The sequence below is a fragment of the Rhizobacter sp. P3_C12 genome (genome assembly GCF_056402735.1).
Window position 1 is genome coordinate 1 of record NZ_JBFUGW010000080.1, and the last position, 24,703, is coordinate 24,703.

25 protein-coding genes are annotated in these 24,703 nt (G+C 70.8%); 14 read left to right on the forward strand and 11 right to left on the reverse strand.

Annotated features, from left to right (window positions below; genetic code table 11):
• The coding region (locus AC1DXV_RS14570) for a response regulator (protein ID WP_477934179.1) at positions 1-384 on the forward strand (384 nt) is incomplete at its 5' end.
• Here AC1DXV_RS14570 and AC1DXV_RS14575 read toward each other — a convergent pair.
• A complete protein-coding gene (locus AC1DXV_RS14575; protein ID WP_477934181.1) occupies positions 385-909 on the reverse strand; it encodes a DUF421 domain-containing protein in 525 nt (174 codons plus the stop codon).
• A 15-nt stretch (positions 910-924) separates the two neighbouring features.
• Positions 925-1,452, reverse strand: a complete 528-nt coding sequence (locus AC1DXV_RS14580; RefSeq protein ID WP_477871289.1) for a hemerythrin domain-containing protein — start codon at positions 1,450-1,452, stop codon at positions 925-927.
• A 153-nt stretch (positions 1,453-1,605) separates the two neighbouring features.
• Here AC1DXV_RS14580 and AC1DXV_RS14585 point away from each other — a divergent pair, with 153 nt between their 5' ends.
• From AC1DXV_RS14585 to AC1DXV_RS14595, 3 genes are read left to right on the forward strand one after another with little or no spacing between them, the layout of a single operon-like run.
• Entirely contained in the window at positions 1,606-1,872 is a 267-nt protein-coding gene (locus AC1DXV_RS14585) for a hypothetical protein (RefSeq protein WP_477871287.1), read from the forward strand.
• 26 nt (positions 1,873-1,898) lie between these two features.
• Positions 1,899-2,102, forward strand: coding sequence for a hypothetical protein (locus AC1DXV_RS14590; RefSeq protein WP_477871285.1), 204 nt, complete (start codon positions 1,899-1,901; stop codon positions 2,100-2,102).
• A gap of 10 nt (positions 2,103-2,112) precedes the next feature.
• Positions 2,113-4,467, forward strand: coding sequence for a catalase (locus AC1DXV_RS14595; RefSeq protein WP_477934183.1), 2,355 nt, complete (start codon positions 2,113-2,115; stop codon positions 4,465-4,467).
• Positions 4,468-4,474: 7 nt separating this feature from the next.
• On the opposite strand, the gene AC1DXV_RS14600 is transcribed toward AC1DXV_RS14595, so the two are convergent.
• Positions 4,475-5,545 (reverse strand): flavodoxin family protein, encoded by a 1,071-nt coding sequence (locus tag AC1DXV_RS14600; protein ID WP_477934185.1) that lies wholly within the window; start codon positions 5,543-5,545, stop codon positions 4,475-4,477.
• Positions 5,546-5,671: 126 nt separating this feature from the next.
• Positions 5,672-6,586, reverse strand: a complete 915-nt coding sequence (locus tag AC1DXV_RS14605) for a hypothetical protein (protein ID WP_477934187.1) — start codon at positions 6,584-6,586, stop codon at positions 5,672-5,674.
• A 162-nt stretch (positions 6,587-6,748) separates the two neighbouring features.
• Between AC1DXV_RS14605 and AC1DXV_RS14610 the strand changes: the two genes are divergently transcribed.
• The 4 genes from AC1DXV_RS14610 (at position 6,749) to AC1DXV_RS14625 (ending at position 10,090) form a co-directional block, all read left to right on the forward strand.
• Positions 6,749-7,144, forward strand: coding sequence for a polyhydroxyalkanoate granule-associated phasin (locus AC1DXV_RS14610; protein WP_477866625.1), 396 nt, complete (start codon positions 6,749-6,751; stop codon positions 7,142-7,144).
• A 2-nt stretch (positions 7,145-7,146) separates the two neighbouring features.
• Positions 7,147-8,910, forward strand: a complete 1,764-nt coding sequence (locus tag AC1DXV_RS14615; protein ID WP_477866627.1) for an ATP-binding protein — start codon at positions 7,147-7,149, stop codon at positions 8,908-8,910.
• A gap of 276 nt (positions 8,911-9,186) precedes the next feature.
• On the forward strand, positions 9,187-9,366 hold the full coding sequence (locus tag AC1DXV_RS14620; protein ID WP_047507258.1) for a hypothetical protein: 180 nt from the start codon (positions 9,187-9,189) through the stop codon (positions 9,364-9,366).
• A complete protein-coding gene (locus AC1DXV_RS14625) occupies positions 9,353-10,090 on the forward strand; it encodes a GNAT family N-acetyltransferase (RefSeq protein WP_477934190.1) in 738 nt (245 codons plus the stop codon). Before AC1DXV_RS14620 ends, AC1DXV_RS14625 begins: the two co-directional genes overlap by 14 nt.
• Positions 10,091-10,177: 87 nt before the next feature.
• On the opposite strand, the gene map is transcribed toward AC1DXV_RS14625, so the two are convergent.
• Together map and AC1DXV_RS14635 are read right to left on the reverse strand one after the other, a co-directional pair.
• Complete coding sequence (map, locus tag AC1DXV_RS14630) at positions 10,178-10,930, reverse strand: type I methionyl aminopeptidase (RefSeq protein ID WP_477866635.1); 753 nt, start codon at positions 10,928-10,930, stop codon at positions 10,178-10,180.
• Between the two features lie 71 nt (positions 10,931-11,001).
• A complete protein-coding gene (locus AC1DXV_RS14635; RefSeq protein WP_477866631.1) occupies positions 11,002-11,262 on the reverse strand; it encodes a ParD-like family protein in 261 nt (86 codons plus the stop codon).
• Between the two features lie 153 nt (positions 11,263-11,415).
• On the opposite strand from AC1DXV_RS14635, the gene AC1DXV_RS14640 reads away from it, so the two are divergent.
• Positions 11,416-13,803 carry a hypothetical protein gene (locus AC1DXV_RS14640; RefSeq protein WP_477934192.1) on the forward strand — a complete coding sequence of 796 codons (2,388 nt, stop codon included), beginning with the start codon at positions 11,416-11,418 and terminating at the stop codon, positions 13,801-13,803.
• Positions 13,800-15,149, forward strand: a complete 1,350-nt coding sequence (locus AC1DXV_RS14645) for an esterase/lipase family protein (protein ID WP_477934194.1) — start codon at positions 13,800-13,802, stop codon at positions 15,147-15,149. Before AC1DXV_RS14640 ends, AC1DXV_RS14645 begins: the two co-directional genes overlap by 4 nt.
• On the opposite strand, the gene AC1DXV_RS14650 is transcribed toward AC1DXV_RS14645, so the two are convergent.
• Entirely contained in the window at positions 15,092-16,141 is a 1,050-nt protein-coding gene (locus AC1DXV_RS14650; protein ID WP_477934196.1) for an NAD-dependent epimerase/dehydratase family protein, read from the reverse strand. The two genes, AC1DXV_RS14645 and AC1DXV_RS14650, sit on opposite strands and share 58 nt — an antisense overlap.
• 98 nt (positions 16,142-16,239) lie before the next feature.
• On the opposite strand from AC1DXV_RS14650, the gene AC1DXV_RS14655 reads away from it, so the two are divergent.
• The 3 genes from AC1DXV_RS14655 to AC1DXV_RS14665 all read left to right on the forward strand — a co-directional run bounded on the left by AC1DXV_RS14655 (position 16,240) and on the right by AC1DXV_RS14665 (position 18,261).
• Entirely contained in the window at positions 16,240-17,139 is a 900-nt protein-coding gene (locus AC1DXV_RS14655) for a LysR family transcriptional regulator (RefSeq protein ID WP_477865811.1), read from the forward strand.
• Positions 17,140-17,221: 82 nt separating this feature from the next.
• Positions 17,222-17,836 carry a phosphatase PAP2 family protein gene (locus tag AC1DXV_RS14660; RefSeq protein ID WP_477865810.1) on the forward strand — a complete coding sequence of 205 codons (615 nt, stop codon included), beginning with the start codon at positions 17,222-17,224 and terminating at the stop codon, positions 17,834-17,836.
• Between the two features lie 17 nt (positions 17,837-17,853).
• Complete coding sequence (locus AC1DXV_RS14665; protein ID WP_477865809.1) at positions 17,854-18,261, forward strand: SRPBCC family protein; 408 nt, start codon at positions 17,854-17,856, stop codon at positions 18,259-18,261.
• 14 nt (positions 18,262-18,275) lie between these two features.
• Here the strand turns inward: AC1DXV_RS14665 and AC1DXV_RS14670 are convergent, their stop codons facing one another.
• Positions 18,276-18,650: a hypothetical protein gene (locus AC1DXV_RS14670; RefSeq protein ID WP_477865808.1), complete on the reverse strand. Its 375-nt coding sequence runs from the start codon at positions 18,648-18,650 to the stop codon at positions 18,276-18,278.
• A gap of 141 nt (positions 18,651-18,791) precedes the next feature.
• On the opposite strand from AC1DXV_RS14670, the gene AC1DXV_RS14675 reads away from it, so the two are divergent.
• A complete protein-coding gene (locus tag AC1DXV_RS14675; protein WP_477934198.1) occupies positions 18,792-20,741 on the forward strand; it encodes a hypothetical protein in 1,950 nt (649 codons plus the stop codon).
• 12 nt (positions 20,742-20,753) lie between these two features.
• Here the strand turns inward: AC1DXV_RS14675 and AC1DXV_RS14680 are convergent, their stop codons facing one another.
• The 3 genes from AC1DXV_RS14680 to AC1DXV_RS14690 form a co-directional block, all read right to left on the reverse strand.
• Positions 20,754-21,374, reverse strand: a complete 621-nt coding sequence (locus AC1DXV_RS14680) for a glutathione S-transferase family protein (RefSeq protein ID WP_477865806.1) — start codon at positions 21,372-21,374, stop codon at positions 20,754-20,756.
• 45 nt (positions 21,375-21,419) lie between these two features.
• Positions 21,420-22,769 (reverse strand): chromate efflux transporter, encoded by a 1,350-nt coding sequence (chrA, locus tag AC1DXV_RS14685; RefSeq protein ID WP_477865814.1) that lies wholly within the window; start codon positions 22,767-22,769, stop codon positions 21,420-21,422.
• A gap of 50 nt (positions 22,770-22,819) precedes the next feature.
• The coding region (locus AC1DXV_RS14690) for a right-handed parallel beta-helix repeat-containing protein (protein WP_477934200.1) at positions 22,820-24,703 on the reverse strand (1,884 nt) is incomplete at its 5' end.

A 24,703-nucleotide genomic window follows, 5' to 3' on the forward strand; every position in this document is an offset into this window, starting at 1 on the left:
CCCGGCGTGCTGCGGGTGCTGGTCGTCGACGACAACGTCGACAGCGCCGTCAGCCTGGCCGAGGTGCTGGAGATGAGCGGGCACCGGGTGCGCATCGCGCACGACGGCCCGGCGGCACTGGCGGTGGCCGGCGAGTTCCGGCCCCAGGCCATCGTGCTCGACATCGGCCTGCCGGGCTTGAGCGGCCACGAGGTGGCCCAGCGCATCCGCGGCGAGGACTGGGGCCGCGCGATCCACCTGGTCGCGCTGAGCGGCTGGGGGCAGGCCGAAGACCGGCAGCGCTCGCGCGAGGCCGGCTTCGATGCGCACTTCGTGAAGCCGGTCGACCTGGACGAGCTGGAGGCGGTGCTGCAGCGCGCGTCGGAGCGCGCGACGGCCGGCTGATCAGGCGTCGGCAGCGGGTGAATCGGCGGGTGGGGCCTGCGAGCGCTGCCCCTCCCGCGTGATCACCGAAAACCGCCCGTCCGATTCCATGAACGCGCGGCGCACGTCGGCCAGGTTGCCGACGCCGTTCTGCCGCAATTGCGACTGCAGGTCGTCCAGCGTCAGGAATTCTTGCCGCAAGTTGCGGTGCAGCACCCGGCCGTTGCGCACCAGCAGCAGCGGCGGCGGCTCGGCGAGGCGGCGCACGGCATCGAAGCGGAACGAGGCCCAGTCGAGCAGCCAGTTCCAGCCCATCAGCGTCAGCACCAGCACGCAGCCTTCGGACACCGTCTCGTAGCCGCCGGCCATCGCGTTCTGCGACGCGTCGGCGATCAGCACGACCAGCAGCACGTCGGCGATGCCGACCGAGCCGACGTCGCGCCGCAGCACGAAGCGGAACATCAGGAACAGGAACCAGTAGATCAGCGTCCCGCGCAGCACGAGCTCGAGCGGCGGGACGTTGAACGCGAAGATCGACAGGTCCATCGCGGCGGGGAGGCGTCAGTGCGCGGCGTCGAGCCGCGCGAGCAGCTGTTCCTTGCGCGCCTGCATCTGCTCGCCCAGTTCGCGGCGGTCGATCTTCGGACGCACCTTCGGGAACAACTCGTTCTGCTCTTCCTTCACGTGGTGGTCGATGTACTCGCCGAGCACCTTGACCTTGGCGTCGTACATGTCGTCGTCGGGCGAGCTCGATTGCAGCTGCGCGATCAGGTCCTTCGCGCTGGCGTGTTCGACGGTGGCCTCGTCGAGCAGGTCGTCGTTGTCCTGCAGCGCGTCGCGGCAGGCCGGGTAGAAGATCTCTTCCTCGATCTGCGCATGCACCGTCAGCTTGTTGCAGATGTCGAGCGCCAGCGCCTCGCGCTCGCTGGCATCGGCCTCGGCCTTCGCGAGCTTCTCGTACTCGGCGAACAGCTTCTTCACCTCGGCGTGGTCGGCGCGCAGCAGCTTGATCGCATCGGCCGGCGGCGCCTTGCGGGTGCGCGTGGCGGTCGCGGTGTGCGAGCGGGTGGCAGTGTGGGATGTCGGCATGGGGAACTCCTTGAAGTGGCCAACCCAATCTACGCACTCGAATCGCGTTCGCTGTAGGAGAAGCACGCAACTGCAGGTGCGATCTTGCGCATCGCGCACAGGTATGCCGTTTGCCCCGTTCCTCCGATCGAGGCATTCCACGAAAGGGCGACCATGACCACGCAACGCATCGATGACCAGGCCAGCACCGCGCGCCTGACCGGCCAGCCGGCGCACGACGGGCTGCTGTCGCAGGCCGGCCGCGCCGCCGCGGGCTGGCTGCGGAAACCCGGCAAAGCCGGCCGCTTCGGCCTGGTGCTCGCGGGCGCCAAGGTCTTCCTCGGGCGCCACCGCCCAGCCGCCCGGACGGTGGCCGCCGGCGTCGGCATCGCCGCGGTGCTCGGCACCGCCCTCTGGGTCCTCAGCCGCCCGCGGCGCTGAGCGCTCCCGCACTCCAGGAGACCGTGATGAGCAAGCCTTCCAGTCCGTCCAGCAAGCCGCGCAGCATCCACGATGCCGGCAGCCCCGACACCAAGCACGGCCCCAAGGCCGGCACCAACCCGGATGGCGCGACGCCCGCCGAGCTGCCGTCGGCCGAAGCCGGCAAGGCGAGCCTGCACAAGCCGGCGCCGCCCGACCTGCAGTCGACCAAGCCGCGCAAGACGCCCTGAAGGACATCCGATGCCCAAGACTCCCTCGAAGACCTCTGCCGGCAAGCGCCGCCCGATCCCGCCGAGCCCGGCCGGCCAGGAGCGCCAGGCCGTCGAGGTGCAGGCGCTCGCGGCGGCGATTCCGTTCAATGCCAACAAGCCGAACGAGATCGGGCGCGACAACGCGCTCGCACCCCCGATCGGGCAACGCAGCCCGCTGACCTCGGTGTCGACCGGCGCCGGCACGCTGAGCGAGGCGAACGACACGGGCAAGACCGGCCAGGGCGGCGACGATGCGCCCTCGCACGAAGGCTTCGGCTCGCTGCAGCGCGTGCGCGCCGATGCCGGCGGCGAGGTGCTGACCACCAACCAGGGCGTCGCGGTCGGCGACAACCAGAACTCGCTGAAGGCCGGGCTGCGCGGGCCGACGCTGCTCGAAGATTTCATCCTGCGCGAGAAGATCACCCACTTCGACCATGAGCGCATCCCGGAGCGCATCGTGCATGCGCGCGGCTCGGCGGCGCACGGCTACTTCGAGTGCTACAAGCCGCTGACGAAGCTGACGCGCGCCGCGCCGTTCGCCGCGGCCGGCAAGCGCACGCCGGTGTTCGTGCGCTTCTCCACCGTGGCCGGCGAGCGCGGCTCGGTCGACACCGCGCGCGACGTGCGCGGCTTCGCGATCAAGTTCTACACCGACGAGGGCAACTGGGACCTGGTCGGCAACAACATCCCGGTGTTCTTCATCCAGGACGCGATGAAGTTTCCCGACCTGATCCACGCGGTGAAGCCCGAGCCGCACCACGGCATGCCGCAGGCGGCGTCGGCGCACGACACCTTCTGGGATTTCGCGTCGCTGATGCCGGAGTCGACCCACATGCTGATGTGGGCGATGTCCGACCGCGCAATCCCGCGCAGCTACCGGATGATGCAGGGCTTCGGCGTGCACACGTACCGCTTCGTCAATGCGCGCGGCGAGAGCAGCTTCGTCAAGTTCCACTGGAAGCCGCTGCTCGGCACGCACTCGCTGGTGTGGGACGAGGCGGTGAAGCTGGCCGGCGCCGATGCCGACTACCACCGGCGCGACCTGTGGGAGGCGATCGAGTCGGGCGAGTACCCCGAGTGGGAGCTCGGCCTGCAGGTGTTCAGCGAGGCGCAGGCGGAGCAGTTCAGCTTCGACGTGCTCGACGCCACCAAGATCATCCCCGAGGAGCTGGTGCCGCTGCAGCCGGTGGGCCGCCTGGTGCTGAACCGCAACCCGGACAACTTCTTCGCCGAGACCGAGCAGGTGGCGTTCTGCGTCGCGCACGTGGTGCCGGGCATCGACTTCAGCAACGACCCGCTGCTCGCCGGGCGCATCCACTCGTACGTCGACACGCAGATCTCGCGGCTCGGCGGGCCGAACTTCCATGAGATCCCGATCAACGCGCCGCTCGCGCCGGTGCACAACAACCAGCGCGACGGCATGCACCGGCAGGCGCTGAACCGCGGGCGCGTCGCCTACGAGCCGAACTCGCTCGGCGGCGGCTGCCCGTTCCAGGCCGGCGCGAAGGGCTTCGTGTCGTTCCCGCAGCCGATCGACGGCGAGAAGCTGCGCGGCAAGCCGGAGAAATTCGCCGACCACTACACGCAGGCCACGTTGTTCTACGAGAGCCAGACGCCGGTGGAGCAGGCGCACATCATCGGCGGCTTCCGCTTCGAGCTGAGCAAGGTGACGGTGCCGGCCGTGCGCGAGCGCATGGTGGCCTCGCTGGTCAACGTCTCGAAGCCGCTGGCCAAGGCCGTCGCCGACGGGCTCGGCATGGCGCTGCCGCCGCCGTTGCCGCGCGCGCTGCCGAAGCCGGCGCGGCCGGAGGTGACGGTGTCGCCGCCGCTGTCGCTGACGGCGCGGCCGGGCGAGGGCGGCGTGCGCACGCGCCGCATCGCGCTGCTCGCCGCGCATGGCGTGGCCGGCAAGCCGATCGCGAAGCTGATGGCGGCGCTGCGCAAGGCCGGCGCGGTGCCGACCGTGATCGCGCCGCGCATCGGCGCGGTCACCACGGCCGACGGCGAGCCGCTGGAGGCCACCGGCTCGCTCGAGAACTCGCCGCCGGTGCTGTTCGACGCGGTGGTGCTGCCCGATGGCCCGAAGGGTGTCGACGTGCTGCTCGGGCTCGGGCAGGCGCTCGAGTACGCGACGCTGACGTGGCGGCACGGCAAGACGCTGCTGGCGCTCGGTGCCGGCCGCGCGTTGATCGAGAAGGCGCAGGTGCCGACCACGCTGGGCGATGGCTCGCCGGACCCCGGCGTGCTGTTCGGCAGCGGTGACGACAAGACGGCCCAGGCCTTCATCGCGGCGGTCGCGAAGCACCGCCACCCGCAACGCGAAGGCGATCCGCCGAGGGTCTGAGTGCTGGCTACTTCGGCCGGGGCGGCTCCAGCGCCGCATCCGGCCGCGAGAGCGTGCCGGTTCGCAGCTGCGCGACGGCCGCCAGCACGGCCTGCGCGACCTGGCGGGTCTCCTGCTGGAACGCGGTGTCGGCATCCAGCGCCTCGTGGCTGTTGAAGTACGGGCCGTAGTAGCCGACGTAGCGGGCGAGCCGCGCACCGTCGCCGGCATCGACGAGCCCCATCCAGTCCAGCCAATCGGCGAGCGCATGCCGCTGCTGCTCGATGCCGGCCACGTCGCCGTGCACGACCAGGCCGTACACGCGGCCGGCCAGGTGTTTCGGGTAGTCCCAGCCGCGTTCCTCCAGCGCCTTCGCTTCGGCCACCTTCTTGCCGTGCGTGCTGCTCGGGTCCGGGTTGCCGCCGTCGGCGCAGACCAGCCGGTCGATCATCAGCTTCAGCGGGCTCGGGGACTGGTACCAGTAGGTCGGTGCGACGATCACGATGCCGTGCGCGCTGACCCAGCGCTCGTAGATCTCGGCCATCCAGTCGGAGGCCTGGTCCAGCGCGTGATTGGGATAGCAGCTGCACGGCCAGTGGCACAGCGGCATCGCGGTGCCGACGCAGCCCTTGCACGGGTGGATGTGGCGCCCGTACTCCGAGGTCACGAGGCTCAGGTCGAGCAGGTCGGCATCGACGCCGGCGCGTTCGACCTCCTCGCGCACCAGGCCGCTCAGCCGCCAGGTCTTCGACATCTCGCCGGGGCAGGTGCCGTCGTTGCGGGCGCTGGCGCAGATGACCAGCACCCGCGAGCGCGTGCCGGGCTTCGCCCAGTTCGCCTGCGCGGCCTTCAGGCGCTGGTGCGTGTCGAGCCACTCGACCGAGGTCTCGTAGCCCGGGTCCGCGAAGCCCGGGCCGGCCGGGCGGGTGATCGGCGCCTTGCGGCCTTCATCGACGGCGAGCCAGGCGATCGCCTCGAGCCGCGCGATCGCGTCGCGCTCGCCGTCGTACGCCGGGTCCACCCAGCGCTGCCGGAAGCGCCGCCCGAACTCGTCGCGCGTCAGCGGCGTGTCGGCCTGGCCGGTGCGGACCCGGGTCATCTCAAGGGAACGCCATCAGTGAAAGAACAGCGCGATCAGGATGATGATCGGGATCGGCACGCCGAGGAAGAACAGCAGCAGGGATCGCATCAGGTGTCTCCGGTGGTGGGATCGGAATGAAAGGTCTCAGAGGTCGCGCCGGCTGCCGCCCCAGGTCGCGCACAGGCTGGCAACGAAAGCGCCCGCCAGCAGCGAGATGAACAGCCACAGCGATGCGTAGGCCGAGGCCTTGCGCGCCGTGTCGGCCGCATCGCGTGCACGTGCCTGGGCGTCGTTCAGCGCGGTCTGCAGCCGGGCCCAGGTGTCGGTGACGCGCTTCTCGGCGTCCGCCTGCGACAGCCCGGTGCGCTGCGCGACCAGTTGCCCCAGGTAGCGCGTGTCCTCCACCGGCAGCGTCGCGGCGCGGCCGGCGGTGGCGAAGATGCGCGTCACCTCGGCGAGCGGCGCTGCGTCGGCCGGCGCGGCCGGGCTGCCCGTCGCCGTGGCGTCGCGGCGGAACAGCGCGTCGGCGTGGTAGCCCATCAGCTCCGACGCACCGGTCGCGGCCGCCGTGGCCCCCACGGCAGCCGCGCCGGCCGCACCGCCGACACGGGCGCTCGTGCCGACGATGCCCCCGATCGCGCTGCCCAGCAGCGCCGCGGTGGCGAGCGATGCGACCGCCCACGCGAGGAAGCCATGGGCCGTGTCGCGGAAGTAGATCTCGTCGCCGGCCGCATCGGCCCAGCGCGTGCGCAGCCGCCCGGCCAGGTAGCCGCCCATGCCCGACGCGGCGAGCTGCGTCAGCGTGACCCAGAGGATGGTGCCGACACCGACGGCCGCGGCGCTGGCGCCGTCGCGCGCCCACGGCGAGATCGACGACAGGCCCAGCCCGACGCCGAGCACCAGCAGGATCAGCGACAGCGCGGCCGCTGCGGCCGCACCGGCGAGCACCGCGCCCCACGACACCGCGCTGCGCGGCGCCGCGTCGGTTCGCGGTGCGAGGGCGGGTGCGGCGCGCGGGCCTGCGGGGATGCCGACGCCTTCGACGTTGTGATAGGCCATGACCGTGGTCTCCTGAAGGGATGGATCCATCGTCGCCGTGCGTCGGGGCGCGGTGCGTCGGACTGCGATGGCACGCGCTGTAGGAATAGAGCGCGACCGGCAGCCCGACGCCACCACAGCCGCCGGCCGGCCCTTACAGTGGCTTCAACCCAGGAGCACGCCATGTCGAAACGCCAACGCAGCACGCTCGCGAAACGCAGTGCCGAACTCGCCTTCGCGGTGCCGCCGGTGATGGCGCACCGCATCGCCCGCATGGCGCTGGCCGGTGGCCAACCGTCGGCACGCGACCAGCGCGAGTTCAAGCTGATGAGTGCCGAGAAGACCGCTGCCTTCCAGCAGTCGTGGATGGCGATGGGGCTGCAGCTGTGGCGCGCGCAGCAGGCCTTCGCGGTGTTCTGGTGGCGCGCCTGCCTGTCGCCGTGGGGGCCGCCGTCGGCGCAGGCGATCGGCACGCACCTGCAGTCGGCCGCGCTCGGCGTGCTCGGCCAGGGCCTTGCGCCGGTGCACCGCACCGCGGTGGCGAATGCGAAGCGGCTGTCGAGAACCCGGCTGCGATGACGATGGCCACGCCGCCGCTGATGCTGGTCCTGCTGCTGGGCGCGCTGCTGCCGGTGGCGGTGTGGCTGGGCTGGTCGCTGCACTGCTCGCGGCGGCTGCATCGCCATGAAGTGGGCGAGCGGCAACGCACCGCGCAGCTGCTGGCCGATGCGCAGGTGCGGCACACCGAACTGCAATCGCAGCTCGAGGCCCTGGTCGCCGCGCGCACCGCCGCGCTGCAGGCCAGCGAGGCGCGCATGCGCACGATCTTCGCGACCAGCTTCCAGTACCAGGGCCTGCTGGCGCTCGACGGCAGCGTGCTCGACGCCAACGAATCCTCGCTGCGCGGCATCGAGTCGACGCTCGACACGGTGATCGGCCGCCCGTTCTGGGACACGCCGTGGTTCGCCCGCACGCCGGGCATGCCGCAGACGGTGCGCCAGGCGGTGCAGGCGGCCGCCCAGGGCCACAGCCTGCGCCAGGAGATCCGGCTGCTGTTGCCGGCCGGCTGGCGGCAGTTCGACTTCGCGATGCGCCCGGTGCACGACCGCGACGGCGCGGTGGTCGCGATCGTGCCCGAGGCGGTCGACGTCACCGAGCGCCACCAGGCCGAGGAGCGCCTGCGCCAGGCACAGAAGATGGAGGCCGTCGGCCAGCTGACCGGCGGCGTCGCACACGACTTCAACAACCTGCTGCAGGTGATCTCGGCCAACCTGCACCTGGTGTCGCGCCTCACGCACGCCGACGAGAAGGTCATGCAGCGCCTGGCCAGCGCCACCGATGCGGTGCGCCGCGGCGCCAAGCTCGCGAGCCAGCTGCTGGCCTTCGGCCGCCGCCAGGCGCTCGCGCCGCGGGTGGTCAACGTGGGCCGCTTCCTCCATGGCATCGAGGACCTGGTGCGCCGCTCGATCGGCGAGGGCGTCGAGGTCGAGGCCATCGTCTCCGCCGGGCTGTGGAACACCTTCGTCGACCCGACGCAGATCGAGAACGCGCTGCTGAACCTGGCGATCAACGCGCGCGACGCGATGGACGGCAACGGCCGGCTGACGATCGAGGTCGGCAATGCCTTCCTGGACGACGATTACGTGCGCGGCCAGGTCGACATGAAGCCGGGCCAGTACGTGATGCTGGCCGTCAGCGACACCGGCTGCGGCATGACGCCGCAGGTGCTGGCCCAGGTGTTCCAGCCGTTCTTCTCCACCAAGCCGACCGGCAGCGGCACCGGGCTCGGGCTGTCGATGGTCTACGGCTTCGTGCGGCAGTCGGGTGGCCACGTGAAGATCTACAGCGAGCCCGGGCAGGGCACCACCGTCAAGCTCTACCTGCCGCGTGCGCACGAAGGCGCCGACGCGGTCGACGCGACGCCGGGCGGCGGCGCCGAGGCCGGCGGCGACGAGACCGTGCTGGTGGTCGAGGACGATGCCGCGGTGCGCGGTGCCACCGTCGAGATGCTGCAGGAGCTCGGCTACCGGGTGCTGAAGGCGGGCGATGCCGACCAGGCGCTGGTCGTGATCGACGACGCGGTGGCGCACCACGCGGCGATCGACCTGCTGTTCACCGATGTCGTGATGCCCGGCCGCCTGAAGAGCCCGGAGCTCGCCGACAAGGCGCGCGAACGGTTGCCCGGCATCGCGGTGCTGTTCACGTCCGGCTATGCGCAGAACGCCATCGTGCACGGCGGGCGGCTGGACCCGGGCGTCGAGCTGTTGCCCAAGCCCTACACCGCGCAGGCGTTGGCGAGCAAGGTGCGCGCGGTGCTGGACCACGGGCCGCGGGTGACGCAGTGACCATCCGCGGCACCCTGGAACAAGAAGTGTCCGCCGGCCGACGCAATCGGCACCTGACGCTTTTTGAAGGGCGGGGGCGCAGCGTGTCGATGGTCGCGGCAAACGCAGCACCGGCGCGGCCCGGCCGCAAGCGGGGACTGACAAATCGCGGCCGTCGCGGTTGGCCCGCCATGGACCGCTTCTTGCCATTCATCCGACATCGCGCCGGTGGTCGGCGTTCCTCCAGGGATGGAATCGATGTCTTCCAGAAAACCTGGTGCCGAGGATGCGGCGCCGATGTTCCAGCGACTGTGGTCCCGCATCGGCGGTGCGCCGCTGCGGCACGACGCCGATGCCGCTGCGCCCTCGACGATCCAGGACACGGGGTTCCCGTCGGGCAGCGCCTGGGCGGACACCGTGATCGAAGACGACCGGCGCGTCGCGCCCACCGATGATGCGAACAATGGCCTTTCGTGATGTCCTCTCCCGTGACGCGCGCCCCCGCGACGATGCCGCTGCTTCGTACCTCGATGACTTCGGTGATTTCAGTCAGAGTGGACGCGTCGTCGACGACACCCTGCCCCCCACCGAGGCCGCGCCACTGGCCGCTGCGCCCTGGCAGCTCGAGATGGGCGACACTGCTTCGCGCCGCATCGACACGCGCGATCCGATGGAGCCGCTGCGCTTCGATGGCATGGTGCTGCGCCCCTGGACGCGCGACGACGCCCGCGCCATGGCCGAAGCCGTCCGCGAATCGATCGGCACGATCGGCCGCTGGATGGATTGGTGCCACCCCGGCTACGGCGTGCGCGACGCGATCGACTGGGTCGATGACTGCGCCGACAGCCTGGCACAAGGCCAGGCCTGCGAATTCGGGCTCTTCGACGAGCGCAGCGGCCGGCTGGTCGGCGGCGCCGGGCTCAACCAGTTCAACACGATCCACCGCGTCTGCAACCTTGGCTACTGGGTCCGCCAGTCGGCCCAGGGGCAAGGCATCGCGACCCGCGCCGCGCGTTCGCTGGCCAGCTATGGTTTCAGCGCACTGGGTTTCCAGCGCATCGAGATCGTCGTCGCCGAAGGCAACGAGCCGAGCCTTGCGGTCGCCCGCAAGCTCGGCGCGCAGTTCGAATGCCTCGCGCGCAACCGGCTGATGATCCGCGGCAACGCGGTGTCGGCGTGGGTGCATTCGCTGGTGCCTTGAAGGTCATGACGACCCCTCGCCCGGCGGGTACGCCGGTCGATCCCCCGGGGGGATGCGGGCCGGCTTGGGGCGGCCCGGCGCTCGGCCCTACGGAACCGCGGGGTAGGGGCCGGTGCCTTCCGGCCACGGCGTCAGCACCTCGACGCCGCTGTCGGTCACCGCGACCATGTGCTCCCACTGCGCCGACAGCGAACGGTCGCGCGTGACCACCGTCCAGCCGTCGGGCAGCGTGCGCGTGCCGGCCTTGCCGGCGTTGAGCATCGGCTCGATCGTGAACACCATGCCCGGCGCGAGCCGCAGCCCCTGGCCGGGCTGGCCGTAGTGCGCGACCGTCGGCTCGTCGTGGTAGATGCGGCCGATGCCGTGGCCGCAGTACTCGCGCACGACGCTGAAGCCCTCGCGCTGCGCCACCGACTGGATCGCGTGGCCGACATCGCCGAGCGTCGCGCCCGGCCGCACCGTGCGGATGCCCGCGCGCATCGCCTCGTAGGTGGTGTCGACCAGCCGGCGCGCGAGCGGCGACACCTCGCCGACCAGGAAGGTGCGGCTGGTGTCGCCGTACCAGCCTTCACGGATCACCGCGACGTCGATGTTGACGATGTCGCCATCGCGCAGCACCTCGCCTTCGGACGGGATGCCGTGGCACACCACCTCGTTGACCGAAGCGCAGATCGTCTTCGTGTAGCCGTGGTAGCCGACATTGGCCGGCACCGCTTTCTGCACCTGCACGATGTGCTCGTGGCACAGCCGGTCGAGCTCGCCGGTGCTGATGCCGGCCTTCACGTGCGGCGCAATCATCTGCAGCACCTCGGCGGCCAGCGCGCCGGCGGCACGCGCCATCGCGAGGTCGGCGGGCGGGTGGAACTTGACGTGGCGCGCCGGGCGGCTGCTCTGGCCATTCCCCTGGCGGTTCACCGGGCCGCCCTCCGCGGGGCGCGCAGCGAGGCCGCGCGCGGCGCTTCCGGCTTCACGAACGTCAGCCCCGGCTCCTTCGACTGCGCGGCGCGCAGCATCATCTGGCAGATGTCGCCATAGCTCAGCGCGGGGTGCAGCTCGGCCAGCATGCCCACCCGCATCCAGTGCTCGGCCTGCGCGTTGATCGAGCGGCTCAGCGCATCGCTCGCGCTGCGCAGGTTGTCATGCATCTGGTCTGAAATCTTCACGATGCCCATTGGTTCGCCATGAATTGGTACTGAGTGAATGGGTGCCGAGAAAGCCGGCGATGTATGGATCATATATGGTTCGTATATTACCAGCGCGGCGCCGCCGCATCCCGATAGACTGCGCGCGGCCTGCCCCCGAGCACCGACGAACCGGAGAACCCCATGCCCCCGCGTAACGAAGCCGACGGCTTCCTGCCCCGCATCCAGATCGTCACCGCCACGAAGCGCTATCTGCTCGGCGGGCCCGGCGCGGTGCCGGCCGGCGTGGCGCGGCCCCGTTCGCTGGCCAACGAGGCGCTGCGCTGGAGCTACGTGCTGCGCAGCCGGGAGCGCTGGCGCGACATGCCCGACGTGGCCGACCGCCACCAGGTCGACGCCACCGCGACGCTGAAGGCCTTCGGCTTGACGGACGAGGCGCTGCGCGAGATCGCGCAGGCCGGCCGCGTCGTCGTGACGATGCCGTTCGAGGCCGAGAGCATCGGCTGGGAAGGCCGCATCTTCCCGTGGGAGTTCGTGCTGTCGCGCGCCACGCGGCGCTACCGGCGCACCGGCGGGTCCGCTGCAGCGGGCGGATCCGGCCTGACGGTGATGCGCCACTTGGACCTCGCCGACCGGGCGCCCTTGCCGGTACGCCGCATGGACGGCCGGGTGCTGGTCGTCCAGAGCCTGCCCGGCGCGCTCGCGCAGGCCTATGACGCGACCGACGAGACCGAACGCGTGCGCCGCGCCTTCGGCCTGGCCGGCGACGACCCGCGCTGGCGCGTGGCCGTGAACCCGACGCTCGCCGAGCTGACGGCGCTGTGCGCGGCGTTCCGGCCGGAGATCGTGCACGTCTGCGGCTTCGACAACCATGAAGGCATCGCGAAGCTGGCAAGCGGTGCAGGCACCGACGTGGCGGTGACGCTGCATGACGAGCAGCGCAGCGCCGCCGACTGGCAACGCGACGACAAGGGCGTCGTCGACGGCGTCCTGATGCGCCGCAGCGACGGCCTGCCGGTGATGGTGGCGCCGCCCGAGCTGGCCCATGCGCTGACCGGCGGTGGCCGGCACCGGCCGTTCTTCGTCGGCCTGAACCTGTGGAACTCCGCGGCCCGCATCGCACCGCAGCTGCTGCCGGCCGGCGTGCTGGCGGCGATGGGTTTCCAGGATGCGTTCGACGATGCGCTGGCCGAGTACTTCTTCGAGACGCTGTATGCGCAGCTCGCGGCGCAGGCCTGGAACCTGCCGGTCGCCTTCGAGCAGGCCTGGGCCGCGACGCGCGCGCAGGTCGACCTGGTGCCCGGCACCGGCATCGCGCTGTGGGCGCGCGCGCCGCTGGTGGCGCAGCGCAGCGCGGCCGGCGTCGCACCTGCCGCGGCGGCATCGGCGGCTGTCTCCACGGCGGTACGGCGCGCCCCGTTGCGCGCCGTCGTCGAGCCGCGCACCGAGTTCAACTACGCCGAGCTGCACAACCAGGGCGATCCGGCCGAGCGGCGCAGCGCGCTGTTCCACCGCTTCGAGCTGCGCGGCGCGGTGACGCAGCCGGCGACGCGGGCGCACGTGCTGGTCGAGCTGAACTGCGGCATCGAGCGGGCGCGCTACGAGGCCGAGATCGAGCTGACGCAGGAGCGCACCAGCCTCGGCGCGCGCGTCAAGATGCCGCTCACGGCGCGGCTGATGCGCTCGGTCTCCGAGGCGGTGGTCAGCAGCCTGTTCGTGCAGGTGATGGTGGGCGGGCAGGTCATCCACAAGGACACCTATGCGATGCGGCTGATGCCGGTCGACCAGTGGCTGGACAACAGCACCAGCGGCGTGTGGTTGCCGTCGTTCGTGCTGCCGCGCGATCCGGCGGTCGAGCGCGCGATCACGCTCGCGCAGCGCTACGTGCGGGTGATCCGCGACGACCCGAGCGCCGGCTTCGAGGGCTACCAGTCGGCCTCGTCCGCCGACCCGGCCAGCCTGGAGAACGTCGACCTGCAGGTCGAGGCGATCTGGTCGGCGCTGCTGCACGAATGGGACCTCGGCTACATCAACCCGCCGCCCACCTACAACCGCGCGCTCGATTCGCAGCGGCTGCGCACGCCGAGCGCGGTGCGCGCGGCGCGCATGGGCACCTGCATCGACCTGACGCTGCTGTTCGCCGCCTGCCTGGAGCTGGTCGACATCCACCCGGTGGTGTTCCTGCTCGACGGCCATGCGCTGCCCGGCTACTGGCGCCACCGCGACTACCAGTTCGCGTACCGCGAGGTGATCAACCCGGGCGATGCGGTGCCGCCGGGCGACGAGCACCGCAGCGGCTCGCCGGGCGCGCAGACGCGGCCGTGGCGGGCCGGCCGGGCCAGCTACCGCGAGGTGTGGGGCCTGATCCGCGACGGCAAGCTCGCGCCGCTGGAGAGCGTGCGCCTGACCGAGCACTGCGGCTTCCGCGAGGCGCGCGAGGCCGGCGTGCAGGCGCTCAGCGAACCGCGCGACTTCGATTCGATCCTTGACATCGCGATCGCACGCGAGCACCAGGTCACGCCGCTGCCGATCGTCGCACCAGCCTCGCTGGCGGTGGGGGAGCGCGCATGAACGCCAGCCTCGTCACGAGCACGGCCGCCGAGCCGCTGCCGTTCAACGCCGCGCCGTGGGAAGCGGCCGATGCGGGCCTCGGCCTGCGCGAGCCGGCGCCCGCGCTGGCGTCATCGCAGCAGGCGCTGCCAATCTCGATGCGCCGCCGCCGCGGCTTCACGCCGTCGATGGCCGATCCGCGCGCGAGCGTCAGCCTGCGCGACGACGACGGCGTGCTGCGCTGGAACTACGAGCCGCCGGCCGCCCAGGTGCTGCGCGGGCGCTCGCGGCGCGCCGGCTGGTTCGGCTTCGGCGAGGTGCTGCAGCGCTTCGAGTACGAGGACATCGGGCCGAACCGGATCGCGCAGTCGCTGGTCGCGCTCGACGCGCGGCTGACGCCGCATCAAGGCCTGCGCCAGTGGGTCGACGGCGCGCTCGTGCCGGCGCCGGCACCGCAGCTCGACGGCGCGCAGCCGACGCTGCTGCTGGTGCACGGCACCTTCAGCAGCAGCGACATGTGGTTCGACCAGCTCGGCGCGACGCCCGCCGGGCTGGCGCTGCTCGCGCAATGGAAGCAGGTGTACGGCGCGCGCATCTTCGCGTTCGACCATGCGACGCTGTCGGTCGCGCCGTGGCTGAACGCGCTCGACCTGCACCGCGCGCTGCGCGGCATCGCCGGCCCGGTCGACGTGGTGTGCCACAGCCGCGGCGGGCTGGTCGCGTCGTGGCTGCTGCGGCTCGCGCCGGTGCGGGTGCGGCAGGTGGTGTTCGTCGGCTCGCCGCTCGGCGGCACCAGCCTCGCGTCGCCGTACCGCCTGCGCGCCGCGCTCGACATGCTGGCCAACATCGCGAACGCGCTGTCGCTGGCCGGGCAGGCGGCGAGCACGGTGTTCCCGCTGGCCGCCGGTGCCGCCGGGCTGGCCAAGGTGCTGGGCAAGACGCTGCAGCTCGGCTCGGCCCTGCCGCTGGCCGATGCGGCGGTCGCGCTGGTGCCGGGCCTCGCGAGCCAGCAGCGCGTGACCGACAACGCCGAGACGCGTGCGCTGTTCGGCGACCGCTGGCTGGTGCAGCCGAAGTTCGCGGCGGTGACGGCCGACTTCGAGCCCAACCTCGATGAGCCGGCCTGGAAGTTCTGGACCCGCTTCCGCAATCCCGGCCTGCAGCTGGCGAACCTCGGCGCCGACATCGTGTTCCCCGGCGCGAACGACCTCGTCGTCGACACCGACGCGATGAGCTTCTTCGGCCAGCCGGCGCAGGGCGTGCCGCAGGTGCTGTCGCTCGGCAAGACGGCGACGACCTTCCACACCAACTACTTCCGCGATGCGGCGGTGCTGAAGTTCATGGCCGGGCTGTCGCCGGCCGGTTGACGGCCGGCGTCCAGGCAGCCCATGCCGACCAGCGCCGCCTCGATCGCCTGGTCCAGCGGCGTGTGCGGCTCGCGCCCGAGCACCGCGACCAGCCGCTCGTTGGCCAGGCGCACCGGCTGCTTCCACAGGTAGCGCATCTCCAGCAGTTCGCGCAGCGTCACGACGAACGGGGCCATCAGGCGCAGCAGCCACCACGGCGTGCGCACGATGCGCGGTGCGTGCCCGGTGCGGCGTGCGACCACGCGCTGCACTGCCTCGGCGATCTGCCGGCCGGTGGCGTCCCAGTGCCCGGCCATGTGGAAGCGCTCGAACGCGCCGAGCTGCGCACGCCGCTCCAGCAGCTCGACCATCGTGCGCGCCACGTCGGGCAGGTAGCCCCACTGGTGGCCGACGCCGTCATCGGCCGGGTTCGCGATCGACGTGATTGGCTTGCCCGGCTTCAGCATGCCCTGCGCGAGCCAGTTGTTGCCCGACTTCGGCCCGAAGAAGTCGCCGGCGCGCACGATCAGCACGCGCGCGCCCTGGCGGCTCGCAGCCTCGAGCCGGCTTTCCATCTGCACGCGGATCGCGCCCTTGCGGGTCTGCGGGTGCTGCGGCGACTCCTCGCGCAGCAGCGGAAAAGCGTCCGGCCCGAAGTTGTAGACCGTGCCCGGCAGCACGATGGTGGCGCGCTGCGCGATGGCCGCGGCGATCGTGTTGTCGACCATCGGCAGCACCACCTCGGCCCAGCCGCGGTAGCCCGGCGGGTTGACGGCGTGCACGATCACCGCGCAGCCCTCGGCGGCCCGCAGCACGTCGGCACGCTGCATCGCATCGCCTCGCAGCCAGGTGATGCCATCGCGTTGTTGCGTCGCTTCGGTGGCGCTGCGCTGCAGCGCGCGCACCGTCCAACCCGCGTCGCGCAACTGGCGCGCGACCTCGCCGCCGATGCCGCCGGTGGCGCCCAGCACCAGGGCCGTCTTGTTGCCGTTGTGGATGTGGCCGTCGTTCATCTCGATCTCCAGGTGGGTGGTGGGTATGGAGCGGATTCTGGGTGGTGGTGGGTTCGAATGGAATTGCCGAACATCGTGGTGACGCTATACATTTCTGTATGACTTCAACCATCGGCTGGGAGCTCTACCGCAGCTTCCTCGGCGTGCTCGACGAGGGCTCGCTGTCGGGGGCCGCACGCCTGCTCGGCATCACGCAACCCACGGTCGGCCGGCACGTGGCGGCGCTCGAGCAGGCGCTCGGCATCGTGCTGTTCACCCGTTCGCAGGCCGGCCTGCTGCCGACCGAGGCGGCCCAGTCGCTGCGCCCGTATGCCGAGGCGATGCAGAGCACCGCGGCGGCGCTGGAGCGCGCGGCCGGCGGCCAGGGTGACGGGGGCGTCGTCAAGGGCACGGTGCGCATCAGCTGCAGCGACGTGATGGGCATCGAGGTGCTGCCGCCGATCCTCGCCGGGCTGCACGAGGCGCATCCGCAGCTGAAGATCGAGTTGGTGCTGACCGACAAGCTGCAGGACCTGCTGCGCCGCGAGGCCGACATCGCGGTGCGCATGGTGCAGCCGAAGCAGGAGCAGCTGGTCGCGCGCCACGTCGGCGACATCGAGCTGGGCCTGTACGCGCGGCGCGACTACCTCGAACGCCGGGGCACGCCGCGCCGGCCCGAAGAGCTCGCGGGCCACGCGACGATCGGCTACGACCAGCCATCCGCGTGGCTGCGCCAGGCCGAGAAGGCGCTGCACGGCCTGCGGCGCGAGGTCTTCACGCTGCGCAGCGACAGCAACGTGGCGCAGCTGGCGCTGATCCGCGCGGGGGCCGGCATCGGCATGTGCCAGGTGCCTCTCGCCCAGCGCGACGGCAGCCTGGTGCGGCTGCTGCCGAAGCTCTTCACGCTGCCGCTGCCGACCTGGGTCACGATGCATGAAGACCTGCGCAGCAGCCCGCGCTGCCGCGTCGCCTTCGATGCGCTGGTGTCGGGACTGCTGGCGTACGTGGGTGAGCGATGATGCGGGTCTGCCCCGCCTGCGATCCGCTTCCGTGACTTCGACCGTGCTCCCCGTTCCATCCGCCTCCTGGCCCCGAGCCGCCGTGCGGCGCCTGCTCGCGCTGTGGCCGGCCAAGCTGGTGGGCATCAGCGCCGGCATCTCGCTGTTCTTCGTGCTGTATTTCTGGGCCGCGCGCTCGCCGCAGGCCGCCGTCACGGTGATGCCGGTGCTGGCGCTGGACCGCTGGTTCACGCTGCGCGAGGGGCTGCTGCCGGTGTACGCGTCGCTGTGGGTCTATGTGTCGCTCGCGCCGGCGTTCTCGAAGGACGGCGGCGAGCTGTTGCGCTACACGCTGCGGGCCGCGCTGATGAGCGCGATCGGCTTCGCGTTCTACCTGTTCTACCCGAGCGCGGTGCCGGATTTCGGCGTCGACTGGTCGCAGTACGGCAGCCTGCAGTTCCTGCGCGCGGGCGATGCGTCGCGCAACGCGTTCCCGTCGCTGCACGTGTCGTTCGCGGTGCTGACCTGCCACCTGCTCGCGCGCCAGCTGCGCGAGCTCGAGGTGCCGGTCGCGCTGCGGTGGGTGAACCTGGCCTGGTGCGTGGGCATCGCCTACTCGACGATCGCGATCCGCCAGCACGTGGTGGTCGACGTGCTGGGCGGGCTGGTGCTCGGCATCGTGGTGGCGGCGCTGCCGCTGCGCGGGCCGGCACGCTGATTGCCCGGCAACACACCATGCTGCAGGATGTCCGCATCGTCACCGTCTCGATCGCCGTGCCCTGGCAGGTCGTCTACGAGTTCGCGCGCCAGCCGTCGCTGCTGCCCCAATGGGCCTCGGGCCTGGCGGCTGGCATCGCCGAGGAAGGCGGGCGCTGGTGGGCCGCATCGCCGATGGGCCGGGTGCAGGTCGAGATGACGCCGGACAACCCGTACGGCGTGCTGGACCACGCGGTCACGCTGCCCGACGGCACGGTGTTCCACAACCCGCTGCGCGCGGTGGCCAATGGGGACGGCTGCGAGCTGACGTTCACGGTGTTTCGGGCCGACGGGGTCGACAGCACGCAGTTCGAGAAGGACTGCGCGCATGTGCTGAGCGACCTGCAGGCGCTGAAGCGCCTGATGGAGAGCCGGGCGCACCGCTGAACGCGGCGCGGCGATCAGGCCTTGCCGTCGGCGACCTGCTTGACCGCGTGCCGCAGCTGCCGGCGCCCCTCGGCGTTCGTCGCCCGCCAGGCGGTCAGCGCGAGTTGCAGGAACTGCAGTTCCGAGGGCGTCAGCCCCTGCGGCTCGTGCGCCTCATCCAGCCAGCCGGCCGGCTGCTCGCGGGCCGCCTCGATCTGCCGCGCGAGCTTGTCGCCGATCGGCCGGCTGCTCTTGATCTGGCTCCACATGCTGGGGCTGATCTGCAGGGCCTGCGCGAACAGCTGCTCCATGCCTTTGGGGGCGATGCCGTCGCGCATCTGCGCCTCGGCGAAACGCTGGAACAGCGTCAGGGCGTTCTGTCGGCGCAGCAGGGTGATGTTGTCGGACACGGCGGGAGCGAAGGGAAGGCGGCGGGCAGCGGCAGATTGTCGCACCGGGGTGAAGAGTCTTTACCGCTGCGCGCGAGTTCTTCCGCGATACTGTCGCCGGGACAATCAAGAACATGGGTGGAGGGCAGTGGAATGCTGACGATGGCAAAGACGAGCCGCGCGTGGCTCATGGGCGTGGTTCTGGGACTCTTGTTGAGTGCCTGCGGCGGAGGGGGTGGAGGCTCGTCGGGCTCGAATGAAGGCAGTGGGCTGCTGCCGCCGGCAGAGGTCGCCGGGGCGACACTCCATGCCGATGCCCTGGTGCTGCGACCGTTGCGCGATCGAGCCATCTTCACCTACCGCGGCCAGCAGCACAGCAAGGCGCCGTTCGGCTTCTACACCAACACGGTGCGGCAGCTGGCGGTGGGCGGCGATGTTCGCGAAGACGCGAGCAACCTGCTGGGCGAAGGTCCCGATACCGGAACGCCGCTGCGCACGGCGTCGGGCGCCGTCACGCAGCACGAAACCCTGCAGCTCGCCGAGGGTGCCGCGGCTTCCTTCGACGTCGACCTGGTCGAGCTGCGCTCGCCGGTTCGCATCCACGATCGCTACGTGATGCTCGACAGGCACCTGGCCGACTACGTCGACTTCGACAGGAACGGCTCCCGCGACACGCTCGATGTCGCAGTGTGGGCCACGGTCGTCGGCGAGGAGGTGCTCGACCTGCCCAATCGAGCCGGCGTGAAGGCGGTGCGGGTGGACACCTTCGTGCGCACGCGCGTCACCTACATCGGTAGCCAGTTCGCGCCGGGCGGCGGCACCGTCACCCTCAGTCGCTGGTATGCGCCGGGCCTGGGCCTCGTCAAGGTGAGGCGGGAATCGCCTGCGGTGCTCGTGACGCAACCGAACGAGGTGGTGGAAGAGGTGCTGGTCACGGCCGATGTGATCGACAGCGGGCTGGGGTATGCCGAAGCCTCGAAGCAGACCGTGCCCGCCGGTTCCTCCCTGGCGGGGCAGGACATTGYCGCGCCGATCGGTGCCGTGGCCTTCGACTCCCATGCCGTCGTGATGACGGCGATCCCCGGCCCGTTCGTGCAGGGGTTCGCGCTGCATCAGCTGGATCCGCGAGGGCAGGTGCTGGCGACGGCGGTGTACCGGTATGCCGACTTTCCGCAGATCAGTTTTCCTTCCGAACCGCAGCTGGTGCGGGTCGGTAGCGAGCTGAGGGTGTTCGTGAGTGCAGCGGAGGGGGTGTACATGCTCAGCCTGGACAAGACAGGCCAGCAGCTCACCAGCGCGTCTGCGACGCTTGCAGCCTCCGCCAAGAGGTACCCGGTGGGCGGGCGGGCCTATCTGGCGGCAGGAGCGGCTGACGGCTTCTGGCTGAGCTGGACGACCCTGCCGATTGACGACGGCGACGGCCCCCGGTCGCAATTCAAGCTGCAGTACTTCGATGCGGCCGGTCGGGCGCTGGGCGTCGAGTACACGGCAGATCCCTCGATCAGTCCCGTGAATGTCTACGCACCGCGGCTCGAAGCCTCCGCTGATCGCGCGCTGCTGTCATGGGCCTTCGCGGTATCGGCAGACCGCATGACATCACGTTACGTGGTGGCCGGCGTCGGCGCCCCGGCCCTGCTCGCCGATCAGGTGCTCTCGCCGTTGCCCACGGACAAGCCCTGCCTGGACGCCTCCTTCGAGCCGCAGTTCATCGGCACGTTGACGGTCCTTGCTTGCAGCAGCAACCAGAGTGCGGCCGTGGTTCCACTGGATGCGGCCTTCGCGCCGCTGCGTGACGCGAACGGCAGCTTGCGCGAAGACCCCATCCTCCAGCTGACGCAGGGCATCCCGAGCTACCGCTCGGAATCCGATCGACTCAGCTTCATGCTGCGACGCTACGAGCCTTTCTGGCCGGGGGAAAACAGCGATGGGTTCTACGTGTTCGGCGACCTGAGGCCGGCAGGCGGCACGCTCGACGCCGCGGCGCCGCGCCTATCGGCCCGCGTGCCGATGAGCTTGTACGAACCTCAGTGGATGCTGCCGATGGGCAACCGGTCGCTCAGTGTCGGCTCGGAATCGGGGGTCCTGCACACGATGGTGGTCTGGCGGGAGTGAGCCGCGAGACGCTCACACCAAAGGCAACATCACCACCTTCCGATACGCCTCGCGCTTCGACAACGCATCGAACCAGCGCTGCACCTGCGGCAGTTCGTCGCGCTCGATCGGCAGCGTCATCCAGCGCCACACCGCGCAGCCGAGCGCGATGTCGCCCATCGTGAATTGCTCGCCGCCGACGAACGCGCGGCCTTCGAGCTGCGCATCGAGGATGTGCATCGCGTCCAGCGTCTCGCGGCGCGCGGCCTCGACCAGGTTGCCGTCGCGCTCGTGCTCGGGCGTGCGAAGGAAGGCGCGGAAGATCGGCACCATCGCCGGCCACAGCGTCGAGTTCGACCAGTCGATCCAGCGGTCGACCTCGGCGCGCGCCCGGGCGTCCTCCGGCCACAGGCTGCCGCTCGCATGCTTCGCCGCGAGGTAGCGCAGCACGCTGCCGGACTCCCACACGACGAAGCCGTCGTCGTCGATCGTCGGCACCAGCCCGTTCGGATTCAGGCGGCGGAACTCCGCGGTGTCGACCACGCCGTAGTGCCGCCCGGCGTCGATGCGCTCATACGCCAGGCCGATCTCCTCGCAGCACCACAGCACCTTCTGCACGTTGATCGAATCGGCATTGCCCCAGATCTTCAGCATTCGCAGCCCCGGCAGTGGTGAYGCGGGCCGAGTCTAGGCGAGGGCTCACCAGCGTGCAGCGAACCCCGAGAGCAACCCCACGGCACCGGCGCACAGCACGACGCGGATGACACCCTGCTTGAAGCGGATCAGCGCGATGGCGGCCGCGATACCGATCGCGAGGCTGGTGAAGTCCGGCAGGCCGTGAAGGCCCTGCGGCCACAGCACGTGCACCGCGAAGAACACGGCCAGGTTGGCGATCACGCCCACCACCGCCGCGGTGATCGCGCTCAGCGGCGCGGTGAAGGCCGGCCGGCCGTGCGTCGATTCGATGAACGGCCCGCCGAGGAGGATGAAGCAGAACGACGGCAGGAACGTGAAGAACGTGACCACCCCCGCCGCCGCCGCACCGGCCAGGAACGCCGATTCGCTGCCGGACAGCGCCTGCGTCCAGCCGCCGACGAAGCCGATGAACGCGACCACCATGATCAGCGGGCCCGGCGTGGTCTCGCCGAGCGCCAGGCCGTCGATCATCTGCGCCGCCGTCAGCCAGTGGTGCTGCTCGACCGCGCCCTGGAACACGTAGGGCAGCACCGCATACGCGCCGCCGAAGGTCAGCAGCGCGGCCTTCGTGAAGAACCAGCCCATCTGCGTCAGCATGCCCTGCCAGCCGAAGGCGAGCACCAGCCCGAGCATCGCGGCGAACCACAGCGCGAGGCAGGCGGCGAGCACGCGCACGAACGACGCGACGCGCCAGCGGGCGTGCGGCGGCGTCGGCGTGTCGTCGTCGATCAGTGCGGGCGCGTGGGTGCCCGCCGTCGCGGCATGCCCGCCGCTGGTGCTGAACATCGCCGGTGCGATGCGCCCGCCGACCGCACCGGCCAGGCCGGCCGCGACGATCACCACCGGGAAGGGCAGGCCCAGCGCGAACAGCGCGACGAACGCCGCCACCGCGATCGCCCACAGCGCCGGGTTGCGCAGCGTGCGCGACCCGATGCGCCAGGCCGCCGCGACGACGATCGCCGTCACGGCCGGCTTGATGCCCTGGAAGACGGCCGCCACCGCCGGCTGGCTGCCGAACGCGAGGTACACCCACGACAGCGCGACCAGGATCGCGAGCGACGGCAGCACGAACAAGGCGCCGGCGACGATGCCGCCCAGCCGCCCGTGCATCAGCCAGCCGATGTAGGTGGCGAGCTGCTGCGCTTCCGGGCCGGGCAGCAGCATGCAGTAGTTCAGCGCATGCAGGAAGCGGCCCTCGGAGATCCAGCGCCGCCGCTCGACCAGCTCCTCGTGCATCACCGCGATCTGGCCGGCCGGCCCGCCGAAGCTGATGAAGCCGAGCTTCAGCCACCAGCGCGCGGCTTCGCCGAAGCCGGGGAAGGGAGAAGCGTCGGAAGGTGGTGTCGAAGGCATCGCGGCCCGCATCGTACCGTCCGATGCGGGCCGCGATCTTCAGCCTGCGCTCACCAGCCCGAGTTGCCGGTGCCGCGGATGAAGAAGCTGCTCGGCGCGGTGTCCTGCTTCAAGCCGCCGAGCGCCGGGTTCGTCACCACCACCCCGTCGAAGTTCACCGCCCCGCGGCCACCGTTGTCGATGACCTCGATGCCGTACCTGCCCGGGTTGGTGATCCGGATGTTCTTCAGCTTCACGTTGCGCATCTGCGCGTTGTCGGCGTCGCGCAGCAGGTCCGGGTGGAACTTCTCGCCCGGCGGCACGAAGGCGGTGCCGAAGCCGCGGAACTCGATGCCCGAGTAGGTCGGGTCGACGATGTCGACGTTCTCCACCAGGATGTCGTTGATGCCGCCTTCGCGCATGTAGAACTTCAGCGCGCCGTGCTGCCACGGCGTCGCGGTGTTCTCCATGAACATCGGGCCGCCCGCGCGGATCAGCGAGATGTTGCTGAAGGTCGTGGTCGCCGGGCCGAACGGGTACGGGCTGAACTCGTTGTCGATCAGGATGCCCGGGTAGGTCAGCACGTCTTCGCAGACGCTGTCCTTGAACACGTTGTTCGCGCCGCCGTAGGCCGCGAAGCAGTTCGCACGCCACGGCATCTGCACCGTGTTGTTGCGGAACACGTTGTTGACGCCCTGGCCCTGGTCGGGTGCGTTCTTGCCCTCCGGGCTGATGAAGTTGTCGCCCAGCTGGTAGGTCTTCTCCTTGACCCAGTCGGTCCACTTGATCGACCACACCACCAGCGCGTCGTCGCCGGTATTGCGCAGGTGGCAGTTCTCGACCACCGAGTTCGACGTGCCATTGTCGAAGTTGATCCCGTCCGCGTAGGTGTTGCGGATGCGGCAGTTGCGGACCGTCAGGTTCTGCGTCGGCTGGGTCTGGTACGGGGGATCGTTGCCAACCCAGATCGCACCGACCACGTGCTCGATCCAGACGTTCTCGATCAGGCTGTTGGCACCCATCGGGCCGGCGAAGGCCTTCTGCACGCCTTCGGATTCCTCGGCCCGCGCCTTCGACTCGCCGAGGATCGAGAAATCGCCGAACACGCATTTCGCGCTCGCGCCGTAGCAGAAGAACAGCGACTTCGGACCCTTCAGGTTCGTGTACCACATGCCCGCGCCGCGCACCTCGATGCCCGGGTTGTCGAGCCCGACGTTGCCGCCGCTGATCTTCTGCAGCAGGTAGTCGCCCGGCGGGAACCACAGCTTGCTGGTCGAGCGCATCGCGCGCAGCACATCGTCGGCGTGGTCCTTGCCGTCGTTCGGCTGGATGCCGAACTGCGTCACCGAGGTGAAGCCCGCCGGCATCGTCAGCGCGCCGGGCACCGGCTCGATGTCGACCAGGTCGATCACGTAGAAGGCCGCGGTGTCCTGCGCGTCGCGGCGCAGCATCACCGTCGCACCGGCCGGGATGCTGTCGGGCAGCAGCGTGCGCACCTCGTCGAAGAAGGTGTGCGGCAGGCCGGCCGGCTTGTCGACGATCGGGTCGCCGATCAGCCCGCCCTGGTACGACCAGCTGTAGCGCGAGGTCAGCGGCAGCGTCTTCACGCGCACGCCGTTCACGTACAGGCCCAGCGTGCTGTCGATGCCGCCGCCGCCCGGGGCGTCGGGGATCGAGTAGCGCACGACGACGCCGTTGCCGGCCTTCGTGGTCTTGAACGACACGTAGTCGCCGGTCTGGTTCAGGCGCACCGCCTTGCGGCCGATGGCCTCGGCCTCGATGTGGTTGGCGTCCCACTTCTGGCGGCTCGGGCCGAGGATCTGGGCGTTGGTGCTGCCGTCTTCAGCCTGGTACTCGACCCAGGGCACGTTGGCGCCGCGGCCGGGGACCGGTGCGGGCGCCGGGGCCGGTGCCGGTGCGGGAGCAGGCGCCGGAGCGGGTGCCGGGGCCGGGGC

Excerpts from the sequence above, each read along its gene's own strand:
- AC1DXV_RS14575 (WP_477934181.1), bottom strand. The coding sequence starts at position 909 with ATGGACCTGTCGATCTTCGCGTTCAACGTCCCGCCGCTCGAGCTCGTG.
- AC1DXV_RS14580 (WP_477871289.1), bottom strand. The coding sequence starts at position 1,452 with ATGCCGACATCCCACACTGCCACCCGCTCGCACACCGCGACCGCCACG.
- AC1DXV_RS14585 (WP_477871287.1), top strand. The coding sequence starts at position 1,606 with ATGACCACGCAACGCATCGATGACCAGGCCAGCACCGCGCGCCTGACC.
- AC1DXV_RS14590 (WP_477871285.1), top strand. The coding sequence starts at position 1,899 with ATGAGCAAGCCTTCCAGTCCGTCCAGCAAGCCGCGCAGCATCCACGAT.
- AC1DXV_RS14595 (WP_477934183.1), top strand. The coding sequence starts at position 2,113 with ATGCCCAAGACTCCCTCGAAGACCTCTGCCGGCAAGCGCCGCCCGATC.
- AC1DXV_RS14600 (WP_477934185.1), bottom strand. The coding sequence starts at position 5,545 with ATGACCCGGGTCCGCACCGGCCAGGCCGACACGCCGCTGACGCGCGAC.
- AC1DXV_RS14605 (WP_477934187.1), bottom strand. The coding sequence starts at position 6,586 with ATGGCCTATCACAACGTCGAAGGCGTCGGCATCCCCGCAGGCCCGCGC.
- AC1DXV_RS14610 (WP_477866625.1), top strand. The coding sequence starts at position 6,749 with ATGTCGAAACGCCAACGCAGCACGCTCGCGAAACGCAGTGCCGAACTC.
- AC1DXV_RS14615 (WP_477866627.1), top strand. The coding sequence starts at position 7,147 with ATGGCCACGCCGCCGCTGATGCTGGTCCTGCTGCTGGGCGCGCTGCTG.
- AC1DXV_RS14620 (WP_047507258.1), top strand. The coding sequence starts at position 9,187 with ATGTTCCAGCGACTGTGGTCCCGCATCGGCGGTGCGCCGCTGCGGCAC.
- AC1DXV_RS14625 (WP_477934190.1), top strand. The coding sequence starts at position 9,353 with ATGGCCTTTCGTGATGTCCTCTCCCGTGACGCGCGCCCCCGCGACGAT.
- map (WP_477866635.1), bottom strand. The coding sequence starts at position 10,930 with ATGGCGCGTGCCGCCGGCGCGCTGGCCGCCGAGGTGCTGCAGATGATT.
- AC1DXV_RS14635 (WP_477866631.1), bottom strand. The coding sequence starts at position 11,262 with ATGGGCATCGTGAAGATTTCAGACCAGATGCATGACAACCTGCGCAGC.
- AC1DXV_RS14640 (WP_477934192.1), top strand. The coding sequence starts at position 11,416 with ATGCCCCCGCGTAACGAAGCCGACGGCTTCCTGCCCCGCATCCAGATC.
- AC1DXV_RS14645 (WP_477934194.1), top strand. The coding sequence starts at position 13,800 with ATGAACGCCAGCCTCGTCACGAGCACGGCCGCCGAGCCGCTGCCGTTC.
- AC1DXV_RS14650 (WP_477934196.1), bottom strand. The coding sequence starts at position 16,141 with ATGAACGACGGCCACATCCACAACGGCAACAAGACGGCCCTGGTGCTG.
- AC1DXV_RS14655 (WP_477865811.1), top strand. The coding sequence starts at position 16,240 with ATGACTTCAACCATCGGCTGGGAGCTCTACCGCAGCTTCCTCGGCGTG.
- AC1DXV_RS14665 (WP_477865809.1), top strand. The coding sequence starts at position 17,854 with ATGCTGCAGGATGTCCGCATCGTCACCGTCTCGATCGCCGTGCCCTGG.
- AC1DXV_RS14680 (WP_477865806.1), bottom strand. The coding sequence starts at position 21,374 with ATGCTGAAGATCTGGGGCAATGCCGATTCGATCAACGTGCAGAAGGTG.
- chrA (WP_477865814.1), bottom strand. The coding sequence starts at position 22,769 with ATGCCTTCGACACCACCTTCCGACGCTTCTCCCTTCCCCGGCTTCGGC.